The 16435-nt window shown below is 66.7% G+C and carries 15 protein-coding genes and 1 tRNA gene; 9 read left to right on the top strand and 7 right to left on the bottom strand.

Going from position 1 to position 16435, the window contains the following annotated elements; all coding sequences use genetic code 11:
• The 3 genes from AC3EU2_RS16080 to AC3EU2_RS16070 are packed head-to-tail and all read right to left on the bottom strand — an operon-like array spanning position 1 to position 2404.
• A complete protein-coding gene (locus tag AC3EU2_RS16080) occupies positions 1–879 on the bottom strand; it encodes an undecaprenyl-diphosphate phosphatase (RefSeq protein ID WP_488177287.1) in 879 nt (292 codons plus the stop codon).
• Entirely contained in the window at positions 876–1949 is a 1074-nt protein-coding gene (locus AC3EU2_RS16075) for an LLM class F420-dependent oxidoreductase (protein WP_488177286.1), read from the bottom strand. The genes AC3EU2_RS16080 and AC3EU2_RS16075 overlap by 4 nt, the downstream gene beginning before the upstream one ends.
• A 59-nt stretch (positions 1950–2008) precedes the next feature.
• Complete coding sequence (locus AC3EU2_RS16070) at positions 2009–2404, bottom strand: hypothetical protein (RefSeq protein ID WP_488177285.1); 396 nt, start codon at positions 2402–2404, stop codon at positions 2009–2011.
• A gap of 38 nt (positions 2405–2442) precedes the next feature.
• On the opposite strand from AC3EU2_RS16070, the gene AC3EU2_RS16065 reads away from it, so the two are divergent.
• Positions 2443–2628, top strand: coding sequence for a DUF5703 family protein (locus AC3EU2_RS16065; RefSeq protein WP_488177284.1), 186 nt, complete (start codon positions 2443–2445; stop codon positions 2626–2628).
• 22 nt (positions 2629–2650) lie between these two features.
• Here the strand turns inward: AC3EU2_RS16065 and AC3EU2_RS16060 are convergent, their stop codons facing one another.
• Positions 2651–3979 (bottom strand): M20/M25/M40 family metallo-hydrolase, encoded by a 1329-nt coding sequence (locus tag AC3EU2_RS16060; protein WP_488177283.1) that lies wholly within the window; start codon positions 3977–3979, stop codon positions 2651–2653.
• Between the two features lie 103 nt (positions 3980–4082).
• Here AC3EU2_RS16060 and AC3EU2_RS16055 point away from each other — a divergent pair.
• Positions 4083–4170: transfer RNA gene (locus AC3EU2_RS16055), tRNA-Leu, on the top strand.
• A 90-nt stretch (positions 4171–4260) separates the two neighbouring features.
• Here the strand turns inward: AC3EU2_RS16055 and AC3EU2_RS16050 are convergent.
• Positions 4261–5460: an IS110 family RNA-guided transposase gene (locus AC3EU2_RS16050; protein ID WP_488176218.1), complete on the bottom strand. Its 1200-nt coding sequence runs from the start codon at positions 5458–5460 to the stop codon at positions 4261–4263.
• Between the two features lie 641 nt (positions 5461–6101).
• On the opposite strand from AC3EU2_RS16050, the gene AC3EU2_RS16045 reads away from it, so the two are divergent.
• Positions 6102–6581 carry a DUF6998 domain-containing protein gene (locus AC3EU2_RS16045; RefSeq protein ID WP_488177282.1) on the top strand — a complete coding sequence of 160 codons (480 nt, stop codon included), beginning with the start codon at positions 6102–6104 and terminating at the stop codon, positions 6579–6581.
• Positions 6582–6681: 100 nt separating this feature from the next.
• Positions 6682–7437: a nuclease-related domain-containing protein gene (locus AC3EU2_RS16040; protein WP_488177281.1), complete on the top strand. Its 756-nt coding sequence runs from the start codon at positions 6682–6684 to the stop codon at positions 7435–7437.
• Between the two features lie 890 nt (positions 7438–8327).
• Here the strand turns inward: AC3EU2_RS16040 and AC3EU2_RS16035 are convergent.
• Complete coding sequence (locus AC3EU2_RS16035) at positions 8328–9125, bottom strand: hypothetical protein (protein ID WP_488177280.1); 798 nt, start codon at positions 9123–9125, stop codon at positions 8328–8330.
• Positions 9126–9434: 309 nt separating this feature from the next.
• Entirely contained in the window at positions 9435–10649 is a 1215-nt protein-coding gene (locus AC3EU2_RS16030; RefSeq protein WP_488177279.1) for a tyrosine-type recombinase/integrase, read from the bottom strand.
• Between the two features lie 743 nt (positions 10650–11392).
• Between AC3EU2_RS16030 and AC3EU2_RS16025 the strand changes: the two genes are divergently transcribed.
• The 5 genes from AC3EU2_RS16025 to AC3EU2_RS16005 all read left to right on the top strand — a co-directional run bounded on the left by AC3EU2_RS16025 (position 11393) and on the right by AC3EU2_RS16005 (position 16326).
• Positions 11393–11614: a helix-turn-helix domain-containing protein gene (locus tag AC3EU2_RS16025; protein ID WP_488177278.1), complete on the top strand. Its 222-nt coding sequence runs from the start codon at positions 11393–11395 to the stop codon at positions 11612–11614.
• On the top strand, positions 11611–11892 hold the full coding sequence (locus AC3EU2_RS16020; RefSeq protein ID WP_488177277.1) for a helix-turn-helix domain-containing protein: 282 nt from the start codon (positions 11611–11613) through the stop codon (positions 11890–11892). Before AC3EU2_RS16025 ends, AC3EU2_RS16020 begins: the two co-directional genes overlap by 4 nt.
• Before the next feature lie 75 nt (positions 11893–11967).
• Positions 11968–12264, top strand: coding sequence for a hypothetical protein (locus AC3EU2_RS16015; RefSeq protein ID WP_488177276.1), 297 nt, complete (start codon positions 11968–11970; stop codon positions 12262–12264).
• On the top strand, positions 12257–14839 hold the full coding sequence (locus tag AC3EU2_RS16010; RefSeq protein ID WP_488177275.1) for a hypothetical protein: 2583 nt from the start codon (positions 12257–12259) through the stop codon (positions 14837–14839). The genes AC3EU2_RS16015 and AC3EU2_RS16010 overlap by 8 nt, the downstream gene beginning before the upstream one ends.
• 902 nt (positions 14840–15741) lie before the next feature.
• Positions 15742–16326: an N-acetyltransferase gene (locus tag AC3EU2_RS16005; protein ID WP_488177274.1), complete on the top strand. Its 585-nt coding sequence runs from the start codon at positions 15742–15744 to the stop codon at positions 16324–16326.
• Positions 16327–16435: the final 109 nt, after the last annotated feature.

The raw sequence follows: 16435 nt of genomic DNA, 5'->3' as shown, positions 1-16435 counted from the left end.
TCAGGTGGCGGTGAGCCACCCGGCCCCGAGCACGACGAAGAGGATCGCGCCGAGCACGACCCGGTAGGCGATGAACGAGACCAGCGAGTTGCTCTGGACGAACCGCAGCAGCCACGCGATCGAGGCGTACGCGACGACGAACGCGACGACCATGCCGGTGATGATCGGGCCGACGCCGAGCGCCTTGAGGGCGTCGACGTTGTCGACCGTCTCGTAGATCCCGGCACCGGTGAGCGCCGGGATGGCGAGGAAGAACGACAGCTCGGTCGAGGTGACGCGGTCGATGCCGCGCATGAGGCCCGCGGAGATCGTCGCACCGGAGCGGGAGACACCCGGGACGAGCGAGAAGCATTGCACCAGGCCGATGACGAGGCCGTCCTTGATCGTCAGGGCGTCCTCACCGCGCTGCTCGCCCTGCGACGCGAGGACGTCGTGGCGCCGCTCGGCGACCCACATGACCGCGCTCCACAGGATGAGGGCGCCGGCGACGACCCAGAGGCTGCGCAGCGGCCCGGAGATGAGGTCCTTGAGCAGCAGCGCCGTGACGACGACGGGCAGCGAGCCCACGATGACGGCCCACGCGAGCTGGTAGTCGTGCTCCTGACGGGCCTGCGCGCTGCGCAGTCCGGCGACCCACGCGAGGAAGAGGCGCAGGATCTTCTTGCCGAAGTAGGTGAACGTCGCGAGGATCGCGCCGATCTGGATGAGAGCGGTGTATGCCGTGACCGCCGGGGCGTCGACCGGCATCCCGAGCAGCTTCTCGGCGATGGTGAGGTGACCGGTGGAGGAGACGGGAAGGTACTCGGTGAGGCCCTCGACGATGCCGAGGATGACGGCCTCGAGATAGCTGAGCTCGACGGGTGAGTCGACAAGGATCATGGGGTGAGGGCTTCCTGCACGGTCGTCGGGACGAGGTCTGCCATCACCCGGAGGGTCTCGACCCGCTCCTCGATGGTCAGGGCAAAGGGTGACACGCCGAGCGTGGTGACCCCGGCAGCGGCGTAGCGCGTGGCGCGTTCGCGGATCCGCTCGGGTGGGCCGATGAGCGCGGTGGCGTCGATGAACTCGAAGGGGACCGCCTCGGCGGCGTCCCGGTGCTGCCCGGCGAGGAAGAGCTCCTGCACCCGTGCGGCTTCGTCCTCGAAGCCCATCCGGCAGGCGAGCTGGTTGTAGAAGTTCCTCTCACGCGAGCCCATGCCGCCGATGTAGAGCGCCGAGTAGGCCGCGACCGCGGCGGCACCGGCCTCCACGTCGTCGATGACGACGACCGGCACGGTCGGGACGATGTCGAACCCGGCCAGCGGGTCGTCGTCGGTCCCGCGTCCGGCCGCGCGGCGACCGGTGGCGATCGACTCGACGATGTCGCCGGAGTGCTCGGGAGAGAAGAAGATGGCGAGCCAGCCGTCGGCGATCTCACCGGTCAGCTCGAGGTTCTTCGGACCGACCGCGGCGAGGTAGACGGGCAGGTGCGCCTGGGTGGGCGCGATGGTCAGCTTGAGAGCCTTGCCAGGACCGTCCGGAAGGGGAAGCGTGAAGTGCGTGCCGGCATACGCCAGTCGTTGGCGCGACAGCGCCAGACGCACGATCTCGACGTACTCCCGGGTGCGTCCGAGGGGCTTGTCGAAGCGGACGCCGTGCCAGCCCTCGCTCACCTGCGGGCCGGAGACCCCGAGACCGAGCCGAAAGCGCCCGCCGGAGAGGTGATCCAGCGTGGCGGCCGTCATGGCGGTCATCGCGGGGGTGCGCGCCGGGATCTGCATCACCGCGGACCCGAGGGCGATCCGCTCGGTGCTCGCACCGATCCACGAGAGGAACGTCACTGCGTCGCTGCCGTAGGCCTCGGCGACCCACGCGGAGTCGTAGCCGAGCCGGTCGGCCTCCTGCGCCAGGGTGAGCATGTCCGCACTGGAGGACAGGCCCATGTAGCCGAGGTTCACCGCGAGTCGCATGCGCCCACGGTAGTGCGGAGGGTGTCCGTCACCTCGGCGAGGTGCGCCCGCCGCTGCGGTCAGCGCGTGCGGTCGGCGCCGGCGGGCTCGCCGTCCGCGGGGCCACCGTCGGTGGAGCCACCGGTGTCGGCGTCGTCGCCGTCGTCGGACTCGTCGTCGAAGTCCTCGTCGTCCAGGCCCGAGTAGACGCCGTCGTCATCGTCGTCGTCCTCGTCGAGGTCGTCATCGTCGTCGTCGTCCGCGTCGCCGTCGTCGCCGGTGTAGACGTCGAGCGGGGTCATCTCGCCGAAGGCCTCGTAGAGAGCGTTGTCGTAGGTCTCGAAGGCGTCGAGCAGGTCGTCGTAGGCCGCCGCCACGGTCGGGTCGTCCTCACCGCGTCGGCCGGAGCACGCCTCGAGGTGACGCTCGAAGGCGGAGACGAGAAGGGAAAGGCTGGCACGCGGGTCGGCGCTCATGCACAGAACCGTAGCGTCTCGTGCCGCACAATGGGTCGATGGTCGAATACGAGTATCGGGTCATGGTCTTCGGGCGGGACACCCGTCGCGGGGACATCCGCCGGGAGCTGACCGAGCACGCGGAGTACGGCCACTGGGAGCTGCACCGGACCCGCATCTACATCGGCGGCGTGACCCGAACCTGGCTGCGGCGCAAGATCATTCGCGCCCGCCGCGCGTCCTGACCCGCGGCGGCGGGCCGCCTCGTCAGCAGGTCTCGATGAGCCGCTGCAGCACCCGGGCACCGAACCTCAGCGACTCGGTCGGGACCCGCTCGTTGATCCCGTGGAACATCGGGGCGAAGTCGAGGTCCGCCGGCAGCCGGAGCGGGGCGAACCCGTATCCGGTGATGCCCAGCAGGGACAGCGCCTTGTTGTCGGTGCCGCCGGACAGGCAGTAGGGCAGGACCTCGGCGTCGGGGTCCTCGGCCCGCAGGGCCGCGACCATCGCGTCGACGAGGTCGCCCTCGAAGGGCGCGTCGAGCGCGATGTCACGGTGCAGCACCTCGATGCTCACGTGCTCGCCGACGAGGTCGGCGATCGTGCTCATGAGCTCCTCCTCGTGACCGGGGAGGAAGCGGCAGTCGACGTTGGCGCTGGCCTGTTGGGGGATGACGTTGTGCTTGTAGCCGGCGTCGAGCATCGTGACGTTGCTCGTGTCCTGCAGCGTCCCGCGGACGAAGCCCTGGGCCCCCCCGAGGTGGTCGAGCAGCTCGTCGAGGTCCTCGTCGGAGTACGGGACGCCGGTGAGCTCGCTCAGACCGTCGAGCAGCGTGCGCACCGACGGGATCAACTCGCGCGGCCACTTGTGCGCGGCGAGGCGCGTCAGGGCCTCGGCCAGCCGGGCGATGGGATTCTCGTCGTTGGGGACCGAGCCGTGCCCGGCCCGTCCGGTCGCGGTGAGCCGGATCCAAGCGATGCCCTTCTCGGCGGTCTGGAGCAGGTAGGCCCGCTTCTCGCCGCCGTCGGCAGTGGGCACCGTCACGCTGTAGCCGCCCACCTCGCTGATCGCCTCGGTAACGCCCTCGAAGAGCTCCGGGCGGGTGTCGATGAGGTGGTGCGAGCCCTTGACTCCCCCGGCCTCCTCATCGGCGAAGAAAGCGATGACGAGGTCGCGCGGCGGGACGATGCCCTCGCGGGCGATGTGCCGGACGCAGGCGATGATCATCGCGTCCATGTCCTTCATGTCCACGGCGCCGCGACCCCAGATGCAGCCGTCGCGCTCCAGGCCAGAGAACGGGTCGACCTCCCAGTCCTGCGCGTTCGCCGGGACGACGTCGAGGTGGCCGTGGATGCACAGCCCGCCACGCTCCCGGTCGGCGCCGGGGATCCGCACGACGAGCGAGGCCCGGCCGGGGTCGGACTCGATGATCTCGGGCTCCAGGCCCACCTCGCGGAAGAGGGCCGCCACGTGGTCGGCGGCGGCGCGCTCGCCGGGTCCGGTCCCGTCCCCGTAGTTCGACGTGTCGATCCGGATGAGGTCCTGGCAGATACCGACGACCTCGTCCTCGGGGCGGCTCTGCGTGGTCTGCGACATGCGTTCCAGCCTAGGTGGCACAGCCGATTTCCGGTTGTGCCGGTATGCCGTGTAAAGTTCCCGCTCGTTGCAGGCACCGCCCCGCGGAGCATGCAGACACCTCGTCCGGGTGGCGGAAATGGCAGACGCGCTAGCTTGAGGTGCTAGTCCTCGTATAGAGGGTGGGGGTTCAAGTCCCCCCTCGGACACCAGATGCGCTCCACGTTTGTGCAGTTCACAAGCGTGGAGCGCTTCGCTTTGCCACCACGTCGATGCCTTGTGATACCGGCACCCCTCTGATGTCAAGGGGCGGTTTGGAGGGCTCTTACCTTCGCGGTCTTCCACCTCGTTCGGGATGCGGGTAGCGTCTCTGGAGCGGGTCCCGGGAGTGGCTGATCCGAAGTGCCGGTGTGCGGGTGCAAGCCGGCCGCGCTGGATATGAGTGCCGCCCCGCAGTGCCCTCCCGGGCCCGCCTCCATGCGAAGGGCGGCATCGGCGCGCAGCTGTCGATAGATGGCGTCGGAGATGCGCCGCTTGAGGCAGCGCAGGGCTTCCATCGGGGTCTTCCCGGCTGCGAGCTTGCGCCGGTAGTAGGCCCGGCCGGGACTGTCGAGGCGGATCTGGTTGACGGCGGCGATGTGGATGACGTGGTTGGCCTTGCGGTTGCCGGCGCGCGAGAGACGGTGGCGAATCTGCTCCCCGGAGGAGGCGTCCAGGGGCGCGGTCCCGGTCCAGGACGCGAACCGGTTCCGATCGGCGAACCGGGCGACATCGCCGACGTCGGCCAGGATCCGGGCGGCGACCACGGGCCCGACACCGATGAGGTCCATCAGGTGCGAGCCGCGCGCGATCACCAGGGCCTTGAGCTCCTTGCTGGAGTCCTTGATCTTCTTCTCGATCACCACCAGTTCGGCCAGCTGCTCGAGCGCGAGCCGCTTGAGGGTCTTGCGGACCGAGTCGCGGGGGCGCGCCGAGGCCAGGATCGCCTTGGCCTGCAACGCGGTCAGGTCCTTCTTGCCCTGTCCCGGAACCAGTTCCGACAACAGCCGGTGCAGCCGGTTGATGCACTGCACCTTCGCCCGGGACAGCTCGTCGCGGCGGTCGACCAGCATCCGCAGCACCTCCAGGTCCGCGTCATAGGCGAGCACCCGCAAGTTCTTGGTGCGGACCGCGACCACCGCCACCGCGTGCGCGTCATGCGCGTCGGTCTTGCGGTTGTGCCCGGTGTCCAACAGCCGCGCCCGCGCGGACAGCTTCGCCGGCACGTCCACGACGTGCTCGCCGTCGGCCAGGAGCCGCTGCGCCAGCGGGCGCCCGGTGCCGTTGCTGCCCTCGACCGCCCACACCCGCTCCCGATACCCAGCGACGTGTTGGCGCATCGCCGCGTAACCGGCCTTGTCCGTGGCGAACCGGCCGGTCGCCAAGACCCTCTCGTGCCGGTCGACCACCTCGATCGTCGCCGACAACCGGTGGGGATCGACCCCGATGAACACCTTCGCCATGAGCTTCGTCCTTCCCGCCGTCACTGATCGGTTGACGCCGGGCGGGCATTGCTACTGAGAGCAGGGCAGACCCCTCTGGAGCCACGCACCGGCAACGGCGCCCGGCCGGAGAGCAAACCGATAGAGAGCCACACCCAACACGCTGGTGGGCAGCCGCAAAGAGAGCCTCCAGCCGAACACCTGGACCGAGTCTGGCCAGACACCGGCCCTACCGACAATCGTCAAGTAGCCGCGATACCTCACTACCCGTTTCCTCTGCACGCTTGCCGCCCCACGTCCCCATTGCACCAGTTGCGCGGGATGCCCTGCCAGCTCCACCAACACGGCGGATCAGGTCCCAGAAGGCATGACAACGCAGAAACTGATACTCGAGTTAGTCCAATAAGTGAGCAGTGCAGCGCTTGACTAGACGCCCCTGAGAGGGAGCCGGCGAGCGGCGAAGTGCCTGACGCGAGAAGCCCATGCCTACGGTTGTGGCTTTCCAAGGGCGAACAGTCGAGTTTCACCGGCGGCAGACCCACTCCCTGGCATCAGCACGAGCAGACGCGGGCATGTGCCGTCGTTCAGTCGCCTTGTTGGGCGATGAGGACACATGGCGCCAGTGGGGATAGGGCGTCCGCGGGTGGGTGGATGATCAGCAGATGACCGACCACCGAGAGCGCAGCATGCGCACAGCTCAACTTGTTGCAGACCTGCATCGAGTCGTCACGGAACTTGAGGCGATGCACCCAGGTCGGAAGTTCCCCCTCGACGGGCACCTCGTCGGCTCAATCGGCGAAGCGGCTGCGGAAGCCATGTTCGACCTGAGCTTGGTCTCTGGATCCTCGGCAGGCCATGACGCCATCGCCGGAGACGGTCGCAAAGTCGAGATCAAGGCTACGTACGGCAACAAGAGTGTTGCGGTCAGGGCAACATCGAGCGCGCATGCGGTGGCACTTATCGTGCTGCGGTTGTCCCGCGTGCCGGGAACCGCTCATGAGGTGGTCTACAACGGACCGCTCGATCGAGCGTTGGCGGTCGCTGGCCCCTTCCAGAGCAATGGTCAAGCTCCAATGAGCCTGACCCGCCTACGCGCACTGAGTCTCACCGTCGCGCCGAGGGATCGCATCAACGCGCGCTGACATGGACGCCTCTCGGCATCCGGACGGTTCTGACTTGGCCGAGAGCCGTGATGCCGTGTGTATCCGTACGCGCGTGCGTCAAGTGCGGCATCCTCCGACCATGAGCAAACGGGCGATGAGAGCTGGTCAGTCCAGCAAGCGCAAGTACGACGAACTAACGCGCTCCTGGCGTCGACGTAACTGGCGCGTCTTCCTCGTTGTCGGAGCCACATGTGGTGCCTCCCTCCTCGGAAGCTTCTTCGCATCCATCGCGCAACCTAGGTTTGCGTGGACCTTCGGCTTGCTGGGCGGTGCCGCGTTTGCCTTCTTCATGACCGCTTGGCTTAGTCCGCCTGGCTGGGTGGAGAACTGGCAGCTGGGTGCTTGGGGTGAAGAAGCCACGGGCAAGGTGCTTCGGGTGCTCGAAGCGGAGGGCTGGGTCGTCTTGCACGACCTCCCGGCCGAGCAAGGAAATGTCGATCACATTGTGGTTGGGACGGGCGGTGTGTTCCTTCTCGACTCCAAGCGCCTCAACGGGTCCGTAACTGTGCACGACGGCGTGGTGACCGTCAGGCGACTTGATGACCCCAATCTGCGATACACCCATCCTGGTGCTGCCCATCTGTTGAGCCTTGCCCGGCAAACACACGACCGGGTGCGGGCAGCCACACGCATCAACACGTGGGTTGCGCCCGTGATGGTCGTTTGGGCTGACTTTCCGCAGGGCGCAGTCGAGGACCGGTGCGCGTACGTTCATGGCGATCAGATTGCGGAATGGCTTCGCTCGCGACCGCAGATAGTCGCGCCGAGCCGCGTGCCCCAGGTGGCCAACGCTGTACGGGCGGCGTGGTCGGACGCGATGCCAACGCATCCCTAGGGGACGGGCCGCATGTTTCATGCGGTAAGTGCGCCGCACATGCGATATTGGGGCGAGCAGGCTACTCGTGGCGTCTGCTGACCAATGCACGGTCCCTTGCCATCAACTGCCGTACTCGGTGATCTCCGCCCCGTTCGTCGTCAGATCTAGGCCTCGAGCTCTTGATGGAATCAGCCTCCATCTGGTCCGCAAATGGTTGCAGCACCATTGGCGAGTCATTGGCGAGTCATTGGCGCCCGTCCTTCAGTGTTGCCGAAACTGAAGTAAGGACGTGAGTGTCCTGGCATGGCCCGACCATGCCTGAGAGTCCAGGAGTGAATCGCGCTCGTTGCGGCGTGTCAGGGGTGCGCTCGGTCGACCATCTGCATGTCCCTCGCCCACCTAGTCAGTACAGAGGCATCACGGCCTTGATCGACTCACACGTCAAGGCCAGTCCGCGGGGACCTTCACCTCGATCGCATAGACTTCGGGCATTGGATGGCCTAGGCCCTTGGCCCACTGGTGTCGTTGTGCGTTGTACTCGGCGTCGCTTTCGAACGGGTCGCCGCCGCGAGAGTGCGCTCGGCACTCGCAGCGCCAGTGGTACACCGTGCGAGTCTTGGTGGCGCCGCCGGAGTCGACCGGATCTCGCAAACCGCGAAGAAGCCTACGAAACATCCCTGTCTCCATTCCTCGTGCTACTTGGGTTTCAGCGCTCGGTCGTCAGAATCGTAGGTTGCACTGACGCCGAAGGGGACCGGCCTCGCTATGACGCTGCTAACTCGTGCGGACGCGTCGCCGCGCCGGGTGCCCTCACGGAGCCACTCGCGACGCGCTCGGGTGAACGTGCTCTCGCTGTGGCACCGCCCTTCGAGAGTCACATGCTGGCTCATACAATCGTCGAGACTCGCTCATTCGCCTGACTTTGCAGTCCCCTTGGCAAGCCAAGCGTTCAGTCGTTCCATCGTCGCCGACTCCACCAGCCCATCGGCGTATGCCTCGCCAAGCAGTCTGCGTGCCGCGACTTCTTTGCGCGCACCCTGATAGGCGAGTACGACGGGGATCAGCGAAAGGAGAACCGCCCACACCTCCCATTGGATTGCGAGCACCGCGACTAGGCCCAGAAGGGGCACGAAGAGCGAGAGACGAAGCTCTGCCTCGGCCATCAACCGGTCGTAAGCGTCAAACAGAGGGGGACTCTTCACCTGCAGCCTGCTGACAGCGGATTGCGTCTCCAGTTGCACTTTCCGTTGGAGGTAGTGGGCAAGTTCGTCGGCCCGCGTACGCTCGTCCATATGGGCGAGCTCCTCGGACACGGCTTCAGGAATCAGCGCGTGCAGCGCGGGATCTCCCGTTCGGCCTACAAGTTCTCCCGCGTTGATTCCGGGTAGTGCAAGGCGGTTCTCTGGGATGGCCGCCTCCGTCACTGAACTTCTCCTGCCGATCCAGCCGAAACCGAGCGCCCAGCTGGGTGTCCTACTGATGAGGATGGCGGAACCAACTAGATAGGCCGTGAAGCTCACAGCCGCGAGGGTGGCACCGCGTCCGACGGCTTGCGCAAGCGCGTACAGGCCCGCCGGAACGCCAGTTGCCTCGGCTTCAGAGGGCAGACTCTCCCTGAACAGAAGCCATAGCGAAACAAAAAGGGTGTATCCCACCGCCAGGGGATTCCGCAGATCCCTGACGCCGGGCAGCAGTGACGCAAGCACGGCGGTCCCTCTCGTGATCGTGACCCGATGAGCGTTGGGGGGGACCTTCACGCATCGGAGGCCCTTGCGATCGCGCAGCGGCCACTGCTGAACGGTACACATGCCCCTTCGACCGGTGGCCGGTCGTTTGATGACATCGCAAGCCAGCCGACATGCTCAGGATGAAGTCACTGTCATCGAATATTCGCTCGGACTCGAGATGCAGGAGCCCCACGTCGAGGCCCTCAGTAGCCTTCCGCGGAACTACACGTTGTCAGAGGGCGCCTGCTTTGGAGACTGCTCTTGGCGCCTGAGAATCGACATCAGTCGCTATGCACCGCTGCTCATCAGTGCGGCGAAGGTTGCGGCAGCCTCGGCTTGCATGCCTGGCATTACGTGGGCGTAGGTCTCAAGCGTGATCATCACGGTGGCATGGCCAAGCCGCTCGGACACCACCTTGACCGGGACGCCGGCCTGTAGGAGAAGCGTCGCGTGGACGTGTCGGATGTCGTGGAGTCGGATCGCTGGTGGTGCCGCATCGCCCAACGCCCGATCGCACTGTTTCAACTTCTCCGCGAATCTGGCCGAGAAACGCTCGGGGTGCAGGTGCTCGCCCTCAAGATTGCCGAACACCACCGCGTCATCCTTGGCAAGGTTCAGCGAGATCTCCGCCCGCTCACGGCGCCATCCTCGCAGCCGGGCGACCGTGCCGTCATCCAAGTCGACGGTCCGTGCCCGCTTTCCTTTGGTGGGGCCCACCATGAGCCTCTTGCCCTGCCCCTCGACCTGTACGACACCGACGGACCGGCGCACGCTGACCGACGCCCCGTCCAGGTCCAGGTCTCGCCATGTCAACGCCAACATTTCCCCTCGCCGCATGCCGGTGTAAGCAAGTAGGTGCCACGCGGCTAGGTCCGGCTGCCGGGTGTCTTCTGCCCATTTGAGGAAGGCCCACAGCTGGGGCCCGGTCCAGGGGCGCATCTCCGGTGCCTTGGCTTGGGAGATCGAGGGTGGGACGGCCTTGTCTGCGGGGTTCGCCGCCAACAGCCCTTCGCTGACGGCTTGCTTCAGGGCTGACTTGAGGATGGTGTGGCAGTACCGCACGGTGCGCGAGGACAGCCCTTCACCGGCTCGATGGTCTGCACGGCCTTCCGTCTCCATCTCACGGTAGGCCGCCGAGATCCGGGCCCCCGTGAGCGACTTTAGCGGGACGCGGCCAAGCCGGGGTTGCAGGTGCAGGCGCACGTTCTTGCGGTACGAGGCAACGGTGGAGGGCGCCAGGCGCAAGCCGGCAAGCCATTGGTCGAGCCACTCCCCCGTGGTCATCTTCGCTGGGATGACGTGGGCACCGCGTCGTACCTCGGCGAGGATGTCGCCGAGCGCTTCCGCGGCTGCCTTCCGCGTCGGGAAGCCGCGTCTCAACACCGCCTTGGTGGTGCCGTCCTCGAGCGGCATCCGGTACTTGATGAGGTAGCGGGGGCCAGCCTTCGTCGGGTACTCGCTGATGGTGCCTTCGCCGGCTTGGCGGCGCCTCCGCTTGGTCATTTCGGCTCCTGACTGTCTTCGTCTCGGCTCACGATGTGGCGTTGCCCCAGGGTGTGTCGTGGCACCCCGAGGTGTGCCGCCACAGACCCCAGGAACAAGTCGAGGATGTGAGCAACCTCCTCAGGGAGATGGTCAACAACGTCATCGAGTTCGACCGCAGTCTTCAGCGAAGGGTGCTGTCCAGTCACTGACGGCGACACCTCCGCCTCTCGCCGCTGGGGCGACGCCGGCAGGGCCATGGGGTCAGAGTCCACCCAATGTGGATGGCCTTCCGACCAGTCGACCCCTTCCCAAGGCTTGCCGGCGCCGACACTGGCAAGTACGGCGTGCGCGGCTACAGACCGCCCTTCGTGACGGTGAACCACTACACCGTTGCCCGGGTGTGACAGGTCCAATGGCGTCATCAGGCGGGAGATCGAGCACTCCAGCGCAAGGCTCAGCGGAAGGAGCTCCTCGGCCGCGACCCTCCGGTGGAGCCCTTCGACCGCGCCCACCGTTTGTCGATGCCACGGCCAACCGAGGCTCGTCATCCGTTGCGCCAGACCCGCTTGATCGATCCCAACGCGTAACCGCTCCTGTTGGATAGCGGCTGCCACCACTTCTCTCATCTCGACGCTTCGAGGCTCAGGGTGGGCGCTCACCCGGCGAGTATGCAAGAAAATATTGCGTCATGCAACAGAAAGTGTTGTTTGCTGTCGGGGCAGGCCCGGACCATGGGTGTAGACCGAACGAAAGGCACCCCCATGGCAGACAACCTCCGGGAACTGCGGACGAGCCGGGACATTCCCATCGACGCCCTGGCGCTCCTCAGCCGCTGCGACATCTCGACCATCAGCCGTATCGAGAACGGCAAGGTGCGGGCTACGGACGCCACAGTGGTCCGACTCGCCAAGGCACTGGGTGTCTCCGCCCGCAGGATGCGCAGGCTGTGCGACCAGACGCAGGATCAGCGAGGCGACGCGTGACCCTCAACGAGCTCCGCGCCTCAAGCAAGGCAGCGCTCACCGTCACCGAGGTAGCCGCACTCCTCGGACTGGACGAGCGGACGGTGCGGCGAGCGTGCGAGGAGGGACAACTCCCTGCGCTGTACGTGGGCCGACGGATTCTCATCCCCCGCGAGCGGCTCCTGCCACTCCTCACGACCCCGAACAACAGCGACGGCCCGGACGCCAGATCCGAGCCGATCGCCCCTACCAACGGGATGGACCCCCGCAATGACAACCCTGCACGACGGAGCGACTGAGCGCGAACTGCGCGCCACTCCGCTCAACACTTCGGGCCTCGAGTCGCTTGCCGCGGGCCGGCGAGTGACCTCCGCATGATGAAGATCGACGGCCCGCACAACAACCTCACCGATGCCTCGCATCGCAGCAAAATTGATGCCATCACGAACAGGGCGGTCTACGCGTGCCGCAACGCTGCGCCACGCCGCCAGGGTCCCAACAAGGCCGACGAGATGTGGCAGGTGATCGAGGAAGGCACCCAAGTGTGTCGACTCAGATCCGCTGCAAGACCGAGATCAAACACCGCCACTCAACTCGGCGGAGCCGAGTTCCTTCCCAGCACACATTGTTGGTTGCGTCGGTCCGAGGGCAGGGATGTGAGAGATGCCTGAGGCCCTGTTCCACTCCGCCGACCACGTAGAGCATTGGCTGCATCGCGTCTACGGCCGCGCGCCGGGGCTCCTCAGCGTCGTCTACCAAAACGATGCAGGCGTCTTCCATGGATCCGGGGGCACTGTCGCCGGCATCCCCGCCGCTCTGGCACGGGTCGCCCGTCTCGATGCCGCCGGCGCGCAAGGCATCTACCTGCGCACGACCACCATCGGGCGCCGGCCTGAACCCCACCAGCGCGGTGGCGCACAGGATTCGCTCACCCTGCCGGGACTCTGGGCGGACGTGGACTTCGGCACAGTCGGACACAAGCCCGGCAGCCGACGCCTGCCTTTGCCGCCGGACGCGCACCAGGCGCGGCGCATCGTCACTGAGTCCGGCCTGCCCGACCCCTCACTTTGGGTCCACTCAGGTGGCGGGTTCTACCCGTGGTGGCTGCTCGACGAACCGCTCCAACTAACCGACGACCTGCGGCCCGTGGCCGCGGACCTCTCCGCCCGCTGGCAGCAAGCGTTGGCCGGCGCCGCGGAACGGCTCGGGTTCGACTACGGCGCCGGCGTTGGCGACCTCGCCCACGTCCTGCGCGTGCCCGGCACCGTCAACCGCAAGGCCGGCCAGGAACGCAGGTGCCACGTCATCGAGGACACCGGCGCCGTCTACACCATGCGCAGTCTCAGCAACGCACTCGAGGCCGTCACTCCGCGACTCTCCCAGCAGGCCACACCGATAGCAGTGGCGCGCACGTTCACCCGCCGACCCCTTCCGCCCTCCGACAGCCTGGGCGCGTTCGATGCCTTGGACCAGCACGCCACGTTCGACGACATCCTCGCCACCGCCGACTTCAACGCCCACAACACAAGGCACCCCGCCGTGGTCGACCGATGCTGGACCCGTCCCGGCGATCCCGACAACCCCTGCTCCGCCCGCACGCTCAAGGCGAACCCTCACGTCCTTGTGGTGTTCTCCGAGGCGGCCAACCTGCCGACCGGCGGCGCACGCAAGCTAACCCGCGGCCGGCTGTTCGCGCACCTGCACCACGACGGTGACGAGCGGGCCGCAGCCAGCGACCTGAGCGCCGCCATCGGCGGCCGCCCGAGCACCGAAGCCGCATCAGCCCTACCACTGCCCCGAAGGACCTCCCGACCCATGACGACGAGCACCATCGGACTGCACGACCTCGTAGCCCTCGAAGAGCAGGCTGCTCGCGTGAACGCGCAAACGCCCCTCCTCAGTGCCGCTGGCCCATATCTGGTGACAGACGAGGCCAGCCGCAGCAACTCTCAGCTGCTCGCGTCCGCCGATCTCGAGTGCCCTGACTTCTGGACATCCCGGCCGGAGCTTACCCGCCTCCGCGACTTCGCGAGGTCACGCCGTGCCGCACCCTGGGCGGTCCTCGGATGCGCCCTCACGCGCGTGGTCGCTCAGGTCGAGCCGTTCGTCACCCTCCCACCCCTCGTCGGCGGTGACGCCTCGCTGAACCTCTTCCTCGGCTTGGTCGGACCCTCCGGTGGAGGCAAAGGCGCGGCGGAGTCCGCGGCCAAGGACGCCATCAACTACACCTCGAACGGTGACACTGCGCCTGTGGAGGCTGGAGTGGGCTCCGGCGAAGGCATCGCGCACACCTACATGCGGTATGTCCCCGGCAAGAAGGGTGAAGCCGGCAGCGTCGAGCAGCACGCCAGTCGGGCCCTGTTCCGTGCCCCCGAGGTGGACACCCTTGCCGCGCTCAAGGGCCGCCAAAGCTCCACCCTCCTACCCAAGCTGCGAGACGCGTGGATCGGCGACTCGCTCGGCTTCGCCTACGCCGATGCGACCCGACGCCTTGACCTGCAAGAGCACACCTACCGCCTGTGCCTCATCGTCGGTATCCAACCCACCCGCGCCGCAGTCCTCCTCGACGACGCCGACGGCGGCACCCCTCAGCGCTTCCTGTGGCTGCCCACCAGGGACACCAACATCCCTGCGCAAGCACCGCCCGAACCTGCCGTCCACCACTGGCAGATGCCGCCACTGGCCAGGAGCCCCACCGCCACCAGCGCACGCCACCACCTCCCGATCTGTGACACCGCCCGAAACGCGATCGACGAAGCCGCGGTGGCTCGCCACAAGAACGAGGTCGCAGCGCTCGATGGACACGCGCTGCTCTGCCGACTCAAAACTGCCGCCGCCCTCGCCCTGCTCGACGGCCGCGCCGAGGTCTCCGACGAGGACTGGTCCCTGGCCGGCGTCGTCATGACAATTTCCGACGCCACCCGCGCCGGGGTCATCCGCTCGCTGAGGAACCGCACCGAGGCCTCGACCATCGCCCGAGGCCGCGCCGAAGGTCTGCGCGCCGTCGTTGTCGAAGAGACCAAAAGCGAGCATGCAGTCGAGCGCGTCAGCCGCCTTCTCCTCAGCAAGCTCGGAACCGGCTGCACGACACATAGCGACCTGCGCAAGGCGCTGCCCTCCCGCGACCGTGCCCACTTCGACGACGCCCTGGAGCGACTCGTTACTGCTGGAGTCATCCAAGCGGAGGACCTGAACCACAACGGCGCCCGCGGTACCCGATACCGTCGACAGGACGCCGCCTCATGACGACAGCCACCGGGTGGACAAGAGTGGACATGTCCACCTCCCCGCCCAAAAGCAAGCCACAACCCCATATGTCACGCGTGCTCAGAAAGGTCAGCTTTCCGAATCGCGGGCGAGTAGCCAGACAGCCCCAAGGGTGGACGTGTCCACCTGTCCACCCCAGCGGCTGAAGCGCCCATGAGGCGCCTGACCATCGCGGAGCGCGCGTCCTTGCAAGGTGCGATCGAGCCCGAGTTGACACCCCGCGCCTGCGCGCGTAAGGCCACCATCTAAACCACCAAAAACGCCACGTCAGGTCCCGCTTCTGCGGCCAGTGGTATCACCGGCGGTATCGCGAGCCCGGCATGGCCGACGAATCGGCCCCTGCTGAGCCTAAATGCTGACGAAACGCGGTGTGATTCGATGTCCCCCCTCCCCCTCCGCAGGTCACCCATTGCCTTGCTCTGTGCGCTCTCGGCCTCGGTCGGCTGTCCGCCTCCAACCTGCTGCGCAGCCTCAAAGACGCACTCGTCCTGAGTGCACACGTGCTTCCTGATGGGTCAGTGCCGCTGGGCCACTGCGCGGGTGTCGCTCGCACCCCGCAGCGGTCGATTTTGTCCCCACTGATCGCCGACGCTCCGCTGAAGACTTCTCGTAGTCCAGGAGTAGTACTGATACTTGAGGCTCCGGGCGCTTGGTGAAGGCCCGTGAGCTCACTTGCTGCAGCGTCGCGCCACTCGGCAAGGTGAGCGCACCCCTCTAGAGGCACCACCGCTCGATCACATGCGCCTCCACCCTGCCGCAATAACGCTCCTTTGGCTGAGCGCGAGGGGGGCGCGTCGATCTACCACCCGCTGACATGGAATGCCTAGGCTCCGTGGGGAAATGGCGGCATTCTCTGGAGTAGGCACGCTGGAAGGTGGGGTATGAAGCAGGGCATCGTGAATCGTGCGGTGGCGGTGGCCTGGCGCATCGGCGCGACGCGCGATCACCCCCACCTTCGAGCGTTCGTGTGTACGGATGACGCTTCGACCAGCGAAGAGCCTTGGTCGGAGCAGGTGCAAGATTGGTTCAACAACGACCTGCATCTGCCGGGTGCTCAGCGGGTGCGGGACATCGAATTCCACTGCGGCTACGTCGCCAAGGCACTCGCGGCCGTCGCAACTTGGATGCCTGACCATGAGCCGGGCGAATCACATCAAGGGCAGCACTGGTACGTGCTTCCGGCGTTGGCTGTCGGCTGGGAACATCGTCGAAAGGGTGGGAGTCTCGCCGATGCCGCTGTCGAACGTGTGCTGGCCGCCGTCGACGACCATGCCTTGGAGTTTGGCGCCTCAGAGATCAAGGTCTTCGCCAAGGTCCATGCAGAGAATCTACCGGCGCAATTCCTCTTCGAAGCCAAAGGTTTTGAGCGTTTTACGGCCATGGATGACGGCCCACTACAGGTCTGGCTCAAGAAGTGGCCGGGGCCAGGGCCGGGACACACTGAGGACGAATCGCTGTGGACATGACCGATGGACAGCCGATGTCTCGGTCGCATCGGCAGATCGGCGGGCGGGCAGGTCAGCCGCCACATGGCGAAATGAAGGCCGAGGCTGGGCAGCCTCGTTAGATTGGTCA

The organism is Knoellia sp. B-D-2, from assembly GCF_057714695.1.
This window is presented reverse-complemented; position numbering and strand designations above follow the sequence as displayed.

Excerpts from the sequence above, each read along its gene's own strand:
- AC3EU2_RS16080 (WP_488177287.1), bottom strand. The coding sequence starts at position 879 with ATGATCCTTGTCGACTCACCCGTCGAGCTCAGCTATCTCGAGGCCGTC.
- AC3EU2_RS16075 (WP_488177286.1), bottom strand. The coding sequence starts at position 1,949 with ATGCGACTCGCGGTGAACCTCGGCTACATGGGCCTGTCCTCCAGTGCG.
- AC3EU2_RS16070 (WP_488177285.1), bottom strand. The coding sequence starts at position 2,404 with ATGAGCGCCGACCCGCGTGCCAGCCTTTCCCTTCTCGTCTCCGCCTTC.
- AC3EU2_RS16065 (WP_488177284.1), top strand. The coding sequence starts at position 2,443 with ATGGTCGAATACGAGTATCGGGTCATGGTCTTCGGGCGGGACACCCGT.
- AC3EU2_RS16060 (WP_488177283.1), bottom strand. The coding sequence starts at position 3,979 with ATGTCGCAGACCACGCAGAGCCGCCCCGAGGACGAGGTCGTCGGTATC.
- AC3EU2_RS16050 (WP_488176218.1), bottom strand. The coding sequence starts at position 5,460 with ATGGCGAAGGTGTTCATCGGGGTCGATCCCCACCGGTTGTCGGCGACG.
- AC3EU2_RS16045 (WP_488177282.1), top strand. The coding sequence starts at position 6,102 with ATGACCGACCACCGAGAGCGCAGCATGCGCACAGCTCAACTTGTTGCA.
- AC3EU2_RS16040 (WP_488177281.1), top strand. The coding sequence starts at position 6,682 with ATGAGCAAACGGGCGATGAGAGCTGGTCAGTCCAGCAAGCGCAAGTAC.
- AC3EU2_RS16030 (WP_488177279.1), bottom strand. The coding sequence starts at position 10,649 with ATGACCAAGCGGAGGCGCCGCCAAGCCGGCGAAGGCACCATCAGCGAG.
- AC3EU2_RS16025 (WP_488177278.1), top strand. The coding sequence starts at position 11,393 with ATGGCAGACAACCTCCGGGAACTGCGGACGAGCCGGGACATTCCCATC.
- AC3EU2_RS16015 (WP_488177276.1), top strand. The coding sequence starts at position 11,968 with ATGATGAAGATCGACGGCCCGCACAACAACCTCACCGATGCCTCGCAT.
- AC3EU2_RS16010 (WP_488177275.1), top strand. The coding sequence starts at position 12,257 with ATGCCTGAGGCCCTGTTCCACTCCGCCGACCACGTAGAGCATTGGCTG.
- AC3EU2_RS16005 (WP_488177274.1), top strand. The coding sequence starts at position 15,742 with ATGAAGCAGGGCATCGTGAATCGTGCGGTGGCGGTGGCCTGGCGCATC.